The organism is Vreelandella malpeensis, from assembly GCF_020622355.1.
GTDB classification, from domain to species: domain Bacteria; phylum Pseudomonadota; class Gammaproteobacteria; order Pseudomonadales; family Halomonadaceae; genus Vreelandella; species Vreelandella malpeensis.
This window is the reverse complement of the sequence record NZ_WHVL01000004.1, coordinates 116,429-126,384: the sequence shown is the minus strand read 5'-3', so window position 1 is coordinate 126,384 and position 9,956 is coordinate 116,429. Positions and strand designations below refer to the sequence as shown.

7 protein-coding genes and 2 pseudogenes are annotated in these 9,956 nt (G+C 62.4%); 5 read left to right on the top strand and 4 right to left on the bottom strand.

Annotated elements, in window-relative coordinates; translation table 11 throughout:
* A complete protein-coding gene (gene rfaH, locus GEV37_RS10645) occupies positions 1-519 on the top strand; it encodes a transcription/translation regulatory transformer protein RfaH (RefSeq protein WP_227390234.1) in 519 nt (172 codons plus the stop codon).
* A 219-nt stretch (positions 520-738) separates the two neighbouring features.
* On the opposite strand, the gene GEV37_RS10640 is transcribed toward rfaH, so the two are convergent.
* A complete protein-coding gene (locus GEV37_RS10640; RefSeq protein WP_227390233.1) occupies positions 739-1,794 on the bottom strand; it encodes a phytanoyl-CoA dioxygenase family protein in 1,056 nt (351 codons plus the stop codon).
* 318 nt (positions 1,795-2,112) lie between these two features.
* Here GEV37_RS10640 and GEV37_RS10635 point away from each other — a divergent pair.
* The 4 genes and pseudogenes from GEV37_RS10635 to rnk form a co-directional block, all read left to right on the top strand.
* Positions 2,113-2,405: pseudogene (locus GEV37_RS10635) on the top strand (gamma-glutamyltransferase); the annotation flags it as partial.
* Between the two features lie 193 nt (positions 2,406-2,598).
* Positions 2,599-3,109 (top strand): annotated as a pseudogene (locus tag GEV37_RS10630) (REP-associated tyrosine transposase).
* 479 nt (positions 3,110-3,588) lie between these two features.
* Positions 3,589-4,941, top strand: coding sequence for an NADP-specific glutamate dehydrogenase (gene gdhA / locus GEV37_RS10625; RefSeq protein WP_227390231.1), 1,353 nt, complete (start codon positions 3,589-3,591; stop codon positions 4,939-4,941).
* Positions 4,942-5,088: 147 nt separating this feature from the next.
* Complete coding sequence (gene rnk, locus GEV37_RS10620; RefSeq protein ID WP_227390230.1) at positions 5,089-5,502, top strand: nucleoside diphosphate kinase regulator; 414 nt, start codon at positions 5,089-5,091, stop codon at positions 5,500-5,502.
* A 55-nt stretch (positions 5,503-5,557) separates the two neighbouring features.
* Here rnk and GEV37_RS10615 read toward each other — a convergent pair whose 3' ends face one another.
* From GEV37_RS10615 to pgm, 3 genes are all read right to left on the bottom strand, one after another.
* On the bottom strand, positions 5,558-6,412 hold the full coding sequence (locus GEV37_RS10615) for a UTP--glucose-1-phosphate uridylyltransferase (RefSeq protein WP_227390229.1): 855 nt from the start codon (positions 6,410-6,412) through the stop codon (positions 5,558-5,560).
* A 52-nt stretch (positions 6,413-6,464) separates the two neighbouring features.
* Entirely contained in the window at positions 6,465-8,138 is a 1,674-nt protein-coding gene (gene pgi / locus GEV37_RS10610) for a glucose-6-phosphate isomerase (protein ID WP_227390228.1), read from the bottom strand.
* Between the two features lie 222 nt (positions 8,139-8,360).
* Positions 8,361-9,950, bottom strand: a complete 1,590-nt coding sequence (pgm, locus tag GEV37_RS10605; RefSeq protein ID WP_227390227.1) for a phosphoglucomutase (alpha-D-glucose-1,6-bisphosphate-dependent) — start codon at positions 9,948-9,950, stop codon at positions 8,361-8,363.
* Positions 9,951-9,956: the final 6 nt, after the last annotated feature.

Here is a 9,956-nt window from a genome sequence, read left to right as displayed (position 1 = left end):
ATGTCGACATCCCACCCACACGCGGCCAAGGCCCGGTGGTACGTCATCCAGTGCAAGGGCGGCGAGTCGTTTCGCGCCGCCGAGCATCTGGCCAACCAGGCTTTCGAGGTCTTCCACCCGGTGCTCGACATCAAGCGCAAGCGCCAGGGCAAGCTTGCGACGGTGAGCGAGCCGCTGTTCCCCTACTACCTGTTCATCCGCCTGGACCAGGTCGTCAGCAACTGGCGCCCCATTCGCTCCACCCGGGGCGTGCTGCGCCTGCTCACCTTCGGCGATCAGCCCGTCGCCGTCCCGGACGCGCTGATCGACAGCCTGCGCCGCCAGCCCCACCGCCAGGAAGGCAGCCACAGCTACTTCACCGCCGGCGAAAAGGTCACCATCAGCGATGGCCCCTTCAAGCACCTGGAAGCGGTATTCAAGCATACCAAGGGTGAAGAGCGCGCCATTGTGCTGCTCAACGTGCTCCAGCGCCCCCAGCACATCGAGCTCGCTCTCGACAGCCTCGAAAAGACGCCCTGACTCGGCTACACCACCGCACCGCGTCGCGCTGCCTTCCGCGGGTGCGCCCTGCGGCTTACCCGCGCTACGGGAATGTGCCCCCATAACGCGGAAGAATGTGCTCACAATGCGGAAAGAACGCACCCCGTAGCGCGGCGTAACGAGCGACAGCGAGGCACCCGCGATGGCGGCGACCAGCCGCCCGGCTGGGCCACCCAGCGCACTCTCTTTCTACAGGGATTATCGGGCCTTGGAAGCCGGTTCGGCGGGGAGGTCGTCGATGATGCGGGTCTGTTCGATGCGGTGCCAGGAGGAGAGCGTACCGCGCGCGGCGGCCTTTTCGTCGTCGCGGTGACGCATGCGCTGCAGAACGCGGTACTGCAGACGGTTGACGTAGCCAAACCCCAGCCCCGGCAGTGGCAGGAAAGGGTTGGTTCGACTCATGCCCCACAGCGCCAATCGCGAACTGCCCGGCTCGGCGTCACCCCGGGCGTGAATGCCGAAGGTGTTGGCGATGAGCAGGGTATTGGCCTTCACGCAAAACGCGCGCGGGCCTTCAGTGCCCAGGCGCGCCGCATCTTCGGGGCCGACGCGAAATGAGCCGCTGGCGGTATAGTGGTCGGTGTGGCCACTCGCCTCGAGGCTCATGGCGTGCTCCCACTCAAGGCGCGAGCGGTGCGGGCGATGAGAGCCGGGCACGTAGATGAACGGGCCGTTGCGCTCGGTCACGTCTTCCAGATAGAGCCAGAACTTCATGGTGGGCTGGAAGGTATCGACATGCAGGTTCTTCTGCGGATCGCGGCGCACGCCAGGGGCGGCCGCGTCGTTGAGCACGTTCTCGATATGGCAGATCGGCAGGCGGGCATGGCCCGCGCAATAGCGAAACAGTCGCTTGAGCGACGGCGCCTCCAGCACGCTCTTCACTTCCGGCAGCGCGTTCAGCACCTCGGGAGTGAGAAGGATGCGGTGGGTACGAGCGTCACCCTGGCAACATTCGCGTATCTCGCCGTCGAAGGCTGCAATGGCCTTGACGAGCGCCTGAAACTCTGCCTCGGAGAGGTAGTTCTCCTTGAGCACGAAACCTTGCTCATTGAACTGGCGACGATCCGCACGCGGCACGCCCGGTGCCAGCATCGCCATGCGCAGGCGGGTCATCCAGTAGGCGAGGCGAACGCGCGCGGCGTGCAGTCCCCACCGGTTGAGACGTGCGCTGCCCAGTATCGGGTTGGCCTTGAAGGACTTGCTGCCCGTGAATACCTCGCCGCCCCACACCAAATACCGTGCCCACGCTTTCATACCCGCTTCCTTTCCGATCATTGAACGCGCATTAAGGCACGAATCGCCGCCCAGGGTAAACCGCCGAGCGCTACGGTCGATGGCCTTGCACGGCGAATGAAATGGCCTGCGCGCGCAGGCCAGGCCGACCGGTGCCTTGCCATGCTCGACCATTGACGCTCTTTCCTTGCTTCGCCTATAGTCGAACGGCCTTGAAAATCGATTTTTAATTAGATAAACGGTAGAGGGCGTAACAGCCCTCGAGGCCGGCAACTCTTTCACCGTGGGTGGCAGCGTCATCCCGCTGATCTCGCTAGGCATTCCCGGCTTGTCGCCGGAGAGCGCCAGCACATGTCCCTCACTGTCGAGCAAATGCTCTCGCCCGACCACCTCAAAAAGCGCAGTGAGCTGATCGCCCAGGACGCCCTCGACCTGGACGAGAATCACGCCAATGTGCTGCGCCCGGGTGAGCGCACCTACCACACCATCATCCCGGGGTTTATCACCAAAGACGACCAGGCGGTCGGCCCCTTCAGCGTGATGGGTGGCTACATGCAGCTGTGCAGGTAGTGGCCAGCATGTTCCAGGACGGGCTCAACCTCCAGGTGGCGCTGGACATGCCGCGCTACAAGGCGGGACCGAACCCCGAGCGGATGTGCGGTACTGCCGGTTTGATGCTCCGCTGTAAAATGTAAAAAGCGCCTTCACGGCCCCGCTACGCGGTGCTTTCCGCGGGTGCGCCCTGCGGCTTACCCGCGCTACGGGTGTTCAATGCCACCGATCCTGTCTAATCTTGATTAACCTTGGAGTCAGCAAGAGGATTCGATGGCAACCTACCGACGGGCCTTGATACCGGGCGGCACCTACTTCTTTACCGTCGTCACCCATCGACGGCAGCCGCTGCTGGCGAAGGAGCGCAACATCGCCGCCCTGGGGCGGGGCATTTCGTCGCGTACGTCACGCCCGCCCCTTCACGATGGACGCTTTCGTCATCCTCCCCGACCATCTCCACTGCCTATGGACGCTCCCCGAAGGGGATGCCGATTATTCATCGCGCTGGCGAGAGATCAAGAAAACCGCCACCAAGGAGTTGTTGCTTTCCGAAGAAATAGACACCGTCTGGCAACGCGGTTTCTGGGAGCACGTCATTCGCGATGACCACGACTGGCAGCGCCATATGGATTACATCCACTTCAATCCGGTGAAACACGGCTACGTAGCGGCGCCCTCCCAATGGCGCTGGTCCAGTTTCAATGCCTGCGTGAAAAAGGGCTGGTACGACGAGAACTGGGGCACACAACACACTCCCGCCATCGCCAGCATGAATTGGGAATGACGCCATATGGCGGGTACGTGAACATCTCGTAGCGCGGCGTAACGAGCGACAGCGAGGCACCCGCGATGGCGGCGATTAGCCGCCCGAATGTGCCACCGCTACCTGAAGCACCGCTTCGCGCTGCCTTTCGCGGGTGCGCCCTGCGGCTTACCCGCGCACGGGTTGCACACTTGTAGCGCGGCGTAACGAGCGACAGCGAGGCACCCGCGTGGCGGCGACCAGCCGCCCGGATTGAGCCACCGCCACCAACGCACCGTTTAGCGCGGCCACCCTGCCCTAAAACGTTTAATTTTCGTTTATCGAAACTCTACTCAACACTAAGCCGCACCTCAAAAAAGCAAGACTTTAGTCTAATCCTTGTGCCTTTCCCACCATTACAAAACGACATAGGGTATGCAGCTTTGCGTAGGGGTCGTTAAATGAGGCCACTGGCTGGTCCGCCATCACTTTTCAATGACCCAGTAACGGTAAACGATTTCATGCCCTACGTTCACGACACCTTGAACCGGCTACAGCACAGCAGCCCCGCCCAAGCCGAATTCTACCAGGCCGCCGAAGAGGTGCTGGAGTGTTTGCGCCCGCTGTTCGAGCGCTACCCGCACTACCACGATCATGCAATCATCGAACGGATCGTAGAGCCCGAACGGCAGGTGTTCTTTCGCATCAGCTGGACCGATGATGCCGGGAAGGTTCACGTCAACAAGGGCTTTCGTGTTCAATTCAACTCGGCCCTGGGCCCTTACAAGGGTGGGCTACGCTTTCATCCCAGCGTGACCGCCGGCACCATCAAGTTTCTGGGGTTCGAGCAGATTTTCAAGAACTCCCTGACCGGACTTGCGATCGGGGGCGGCAAGGGCGGCGCCGACTTCGATCCCAAAGGCAAGTCGGACGCGGAAATCATGCGCTTTTGCCAAGCGTTCATGACCGAGCTTCATCGTCATATCGGCCCGACCAGTGACGTGCCGGCGGGGGATATCGGCGTGGGCGGTCGGGAAATTGGTTACCTGTTCGGGCAGTACAAGCGACTGACGGGACGTTATGAAGGCGTGCTGACCGGCAAGGGGCTTTGCTGGGGAGGCTCATTGGGTCGTAAGGAGGCCACGGGGTATGGGGCCGTCTACTTCGCCCAGAACATGCTGGCCGACCGGGGCGACACCCTCGAAGGCAAGACGTGTCTGGTCTCCGGTGCCGGCAACGTGGCCATCTATACCATCGAGAAACTTCTGGAGCTGGGCGCTCGGCCCGTTACCTGCAGCGACTCCCAAGGCATGATTCATGATCCAGAAGGCATCGATATCGCGCTGCTCAAGGAATTGAAAGAACGTCGCCGGGGCAGCCTGGAGGAGTACGTGGGACAGCGCCCGCAAGCGCGCTATATTCCCGTGCGTGATTACCCGATGAATGGCCATTCGGTATGGCACATCAAGGCAGAAGCCGCCTTCCCTTGCGCCACCCAAAACGAGCTGACTCTGGAAGATGCCGAAGTGATGCTGGCTCAAGGCGTGCGTTGTGTCAGCGAAGGCGCCAACATGCCATCGACCAAAGAAGCGGTGGAGCTTTTTCTGGAAGCCGGCATCGCCTATGGACCCGGCAAGGCAGCCAACGCCGGTGGCGTGGCCACCAGCCAACTGGAAATGGCCCAGAACAGTGCCATGGAGCAGTGGCCTCTCGAGAAAGTCGACGAGAAGCTTCAACGCATCATGGCGGACATCTACCGTCAGTGCGCCGAGACCGCCGCCGAGTTCGGCGACCCCGGAAACCTGGTGCTGGGCGCCAATATCGCGGGCTTTCGCAAGGTGGCGGATGCGATGATCGACCAGGGCGTGATGTAGACGCCCTCGCGCCGGCGAACAAATCGCGCGGCCTTGATAGAGGGTCTCTCCCTTCGGGGAGAGGCTTTTTTGCGTTGGTGGCTTTTGCCACCTATCGGTTTATTGAACAAGCGGTATTTCTTGAGTTGCTTTACCTGGAGAAAAGACATGGAGCAACGCCCACCCATCATCATCAATCGTCTGGACGCCGAGCGCCTTCAACGCTTGATCGACAACGCCCTGCCCCATGAGCAGGCGGTAGCGAATCTTCTGGAAGAGGAGCTGACTCGGGGCGAGGTGCTGGACCCGGAAGACATCCCGGATAATGTCGTCAGCATGAACAGCCGCATTCGTTTTACGGACCTGACCCACGGACGACAGATGGTCCGCACGCTCGTCTACCCGCACGCCCTCAAGAGCGTCGACGATGCCATTTCGGTCATGGCCCCGGTGGGGGCGGGCCTGATCGGCCTCAAGGTGGGCGATATAATTACCTGGCCGCTGCCGAATCACACCCAGGTGGATCTGCGCATCGACGCCATTTACTGGCAACCCGAACGCGAGAAACAGTACCACCGCTGATCCTGTGCAGGAGGGCAGCACACGCCGCCCTCCCAGGGTCAACGCGCCAAGCGCTCTAGATATCGAACCCGGCTTCGCGGGCAAGCGTGGTATTGGCTTGCAGCCAGCCTTCGATGTGGCCGCAGTCGAAGGTGCGACCGCGCATGCGGAAGGCCTGAACGGTCTGGCCTTCCTGCATCAGGCGGTCGATGGCGTCGGTGAGCTGGATTTCGTTGCCGGCACCGGGGGCCTGGTCGTGGAGCAGCTCCATGATGCGGTACGGCAGCACGTAGCGGCCGATGACCGACAGGCGCGACGGGGCGTCTTCCGGCTTGGGTTTTTCGACCACGCCGCGCATGTCGGCGCTTTCACCGGCCTGGGGTTCGTCGCAATCGACGATGCCGTAACGGTACACCTCTTCCTCGGGCACGGCTTCCACCATGATCTGCGAGGCGTTATTGGCGTCCCAGCGCTTCACCATGTCGCCCAGGTCGCAGCCCTGGCCTTGCGGCTGGGGCTTCACCAGCACGTCCGGCAGGATGACGGCGAAGGGCTCGTTCTTGTCCAGCAGGTGGGCGGCGCAGTGGATGGCGTGACCCAGGCCCTTGGCATTGGGCTGTCGAACGCTGGTGACCTTGAGCCGGGGCGGCGCGATGGCCGAAAGGGTTTCCAGCAGCGCATCCTTGCCTTTGGTGGCCAGCGAATGCTCGAGTTCGAAATGCGCATCGAAGTGATCTTCGATGGCCGACTTGCCCGTGCGGGTGACCAGAATGATCTCGTCGATGCCAGCCGCCAGGGCCTCCTCGACCACGTGCTGGATCAACGGGCGATCCACCACCGGCACCATCTCCTTGGGAATCGCCTTACTGATGGGCAGAAGGCGTGTACCGAAACCCGCCACCGGAATGATGGCCTTGCGGACCTGAGTCATTGAATCATCCTTTGTCATGCGACTTCTTCGCGTCATCGATCATGGCGGGCGGTCACTGCCGCCATGCCTGAATTTTTTCGAGCAGTGCCCCGGTGCTGGGGTCGAACACCGTAGGCGTATCCACCGGCTCGCCTTCGAGCTGCTGATAAAGGCTGGTGGCGAGCTTCTTGCCCAGCTCCACCCCGGGCTGATCGAAGGGGTTCACGTTCCACAGCACCGACTGCACGAATACCTTGTGTTCATAAAGCGCCAGCAGTGCGCCGATGTTCCAGGCATCCAGGCGCTGCATCAAGATGACGCTGTTGGGCTGGTTGCCGCGGTATCCCTGGGCCATCTGCCCCCTTGATACCGCCGGAATCGCGTCGTCACCGAGCGCGAACAGCTGGGACTGCGCCAGGCAGTTGGCGAGCGTCAAATGCTCCTGTGCGTTCAGGGTATCGGCAAGCGGCCCCTCGATGCCATGCTCGCGGCTGGCCACGGCGATGAAATCCGCGCTGACCGTGTGGCTGCCCTGGTGCAACAGCTGATAGAACGCGTGCTGGGCATTGGGGCCGACATCGCCCCAGATGATCGGGCAGGTGGCATGCGGCACGAGCTTCTGATCGAGCCCCACGCTCTTGCCGTTGGACTCCATTTCCAGCTGCTGAAGGTACGCCGGCACGCTCGCCATACGCGCATCGTAAGGCAGTACCGCGTGGGTCGCGATATTCAGAAACTGCGAATTCCACGCCCCGATGACGGCCATGAGCACCGGCACGTTCTCATGAAGCGGCGCGGCAAGAAAGTGCTGGTCGATGGCGTGCGCGCCTTCGAGAAGCTGATCGAACGTCTCCATGCCGAGCTGCATGGCGACACTCACCCCGATGGGCGACCAGATCGAGAAGCGCCCGCCGATCCACTCCTTGAACTCGAGCTGGTGCGCCTCGGGAATGCCGAACTCGGTCATCTTGTCCGCGCGGGTGGACACGCCGATGAGCTGATGGCCGCACAGCGTCGGCACGTCGATCTCCAGCGCTTCGCTCAGCCAGGTGAGCGCCGTTTTCACGTTGAACTGGGTATCGGCGGTGGTGAACGACTTGGAGGCCAGCACGAGCAGCGTGGTTTCCGGATTCAGGCGCTCGATCAGCGGCAGCAACTGGGCACCATCCATGCTGGAGACGTAGTGTACGCCCACGTGCTGCTGGCTAGGGCACTGGCCCAGGGTCTCGCTGACGAGTTTGGGGCCGAGGTCCGAGCCGCCCACGCCGATGTGCACCACGTCGGTGATCGACTGCCCCGTAGCGCCGAACCACTGGCGCGCGTGCAGCCGCTCGACCATACCGGCCAGCTTCTGCCTCTGGGCCTGGCAGAACGCCACGGCCTCTTCCATGCCCTGCGGGGCCGGCTCGCCTTCGGGCCAGCGGGCGGCCATGTGAAGCGCCGGGCGATTCTCGAAGACGTTGACGTGACGACCGGCAAACAGCGCCTCGCGCCGCTCCTCGAGCCGGCAGCTTCGCGCCCAGTCCATCAACAGGGACAGCGTCTGTTCGCTTACGCGCTGCTTACTGAAATCCAGATGCAGCGAGCCCAAATCGAAACGCAGCGCTTCGGCGCGCCGCTTCGCCACCTGGCACTCGCCTCCCAGCAGATCCGCCAGCGACTTTGCCTGGAGCTGTTCGGCGTGGGACTGCAGCGCGTTGAGCGGGGTATAGACGCGAGCGGGCTTGGAAAACGTGGAAACGTTCATCGTATCGTCCTTGAGTCTCATAAGATGATTCATTCATCCCTATCAGCAATCTTCGAGCCAACCTCGATATTGAGAGGCGCTTTCGGGGGCTTACGAGCCTGTACGCCAATCGAACCTTAACGAGTGCCACTATAGTAGCAGGCGTGAGGTCAATGCACCCGCCTCATGCGCCTAAAAGAGACACGGCGCGCGCCATAGTGCCACACCGCTGTCTCTGACCACTCAACCTACCAGAACGTTCTTCAGGAGCGCCTTTGCGCTTTCGATCAGCTCGTCCAGATGTTCGTCGCCCTTGAAGCTTTCGGCGTAGATCTTGTAGAGCGATTCGGTACCGCTGGGCCGTGCGGCGAACCAGCCGTTTTGCGTCGTCACCTTGAGGCCGCCGATGCCGGCGCCATTACCCGGCGCCTTGACCAGTATCGCCGTGATTGCATCGCCGGCCAGGGTATCGGCGGCCACGCTTTCGGCGGTCAGCTTCTTGAACGCGGCCTTCTCCTCGAAGGTGCAGGGGGTATCCACCCGCTTGTAGCTGGGCGTGCCCAGGCGCTCGGTCAGCTCGGCGTAATAGGCGCTGGGGGTCTTGCCGGTGACCGCCATGATCTCGGCGGCCAGCAGGCACAGCGCGATGCCGTCCTTGTCCGTCGACCACGGCTTGCCATCGCGGGTGAGAAGGCTCGCGCCGGCGCTCTCCTCGCCGCCGAAACCGAGATACCCCTGGTGCAACCCTTCGACGAACCACTTGAAGCCGACCGGCACCTCATAAAGCTCGCGCTCGTGAGACGCCACCACGCGGTCGATCATCGACGACGACACCAGGGTCTTGCCGATCTTGAGCGCGTTTCCGCCGCTGGCGGGCCAGTTCGGCCGATAGCTCAAGAGATAATCCACGCACACGGCCAGGAAGTGGTTGGGGTTCATCAGGCCGGAAGCGTCGACGATGCCGTGACGGTCGGCGTCCGGGTCGTTACCGAAGGCAAGATCGAAACGCTCCTTGATCTCGAGCAGGTTCGCCATGGCCGCCGGGCTCGAGCAGTCCATGCGTGTCTTGCCGTCATGATCCGGCGGCATAAAGGCGAAGCTTTCGTCGATGGTGGTGTTGACCACCTCGAGCTCGAGTTCGAAGCGCTCGGCGATGGCCTGCCACACCGGCAAGGCCGTACCGCCCATCGGGTCCGCGCCCAGTTTAAGGCCCGCCCGCTTGATCGCCGTCATATCGACGACCTGCGAGAGGTTGTTCACGTAGAGCGCGGTGAAGTCGAACTCGCTGGCGTGGGCGAGCGCCTTTTCAAGCGTAACGCGCGGCACATCGTCGATACGTGCAAGATACTCGTTGGCGCGTGCCTCGATCCAGCCGGTGGCGTCGGTATCCGCCGGGCCACCGTGGTAGGGGTTGTACTTGATGCCACCGTCTTCCGGCGGGTTATGAGAAGGCGTGATGATCAGGCCATCCGCCCGGTGCGCATTGGGGTTGGCGTTATGCTGCAAGATGGCATGGCTGACCAGGGGCGTGGCGGTATAGCCCTGTCCTTTCTCGATCATCACTGCAATATCGTTCGCGGCCAGCACCTGTAGCGCGCACTCCCAGGCCGGGCGAGACAGCGCGTGGGTATCTAGCCCCAGAAACAGCGGCCCCCGGTAGCCAGCATCCACACGGTAATCCACCACCGCCTGGGTGATCGCCCAGATATGCGCGGCGTTGAAGGTACGCTGGGTGGCGCGGCCACGATGTCCGGACGTACCGAACGCCACGCGCTCGGCGGCGATATCGGCATTGGGGGTGTGCTCGAAAAATGCGTTGACGATGTTATCCACCTGCGC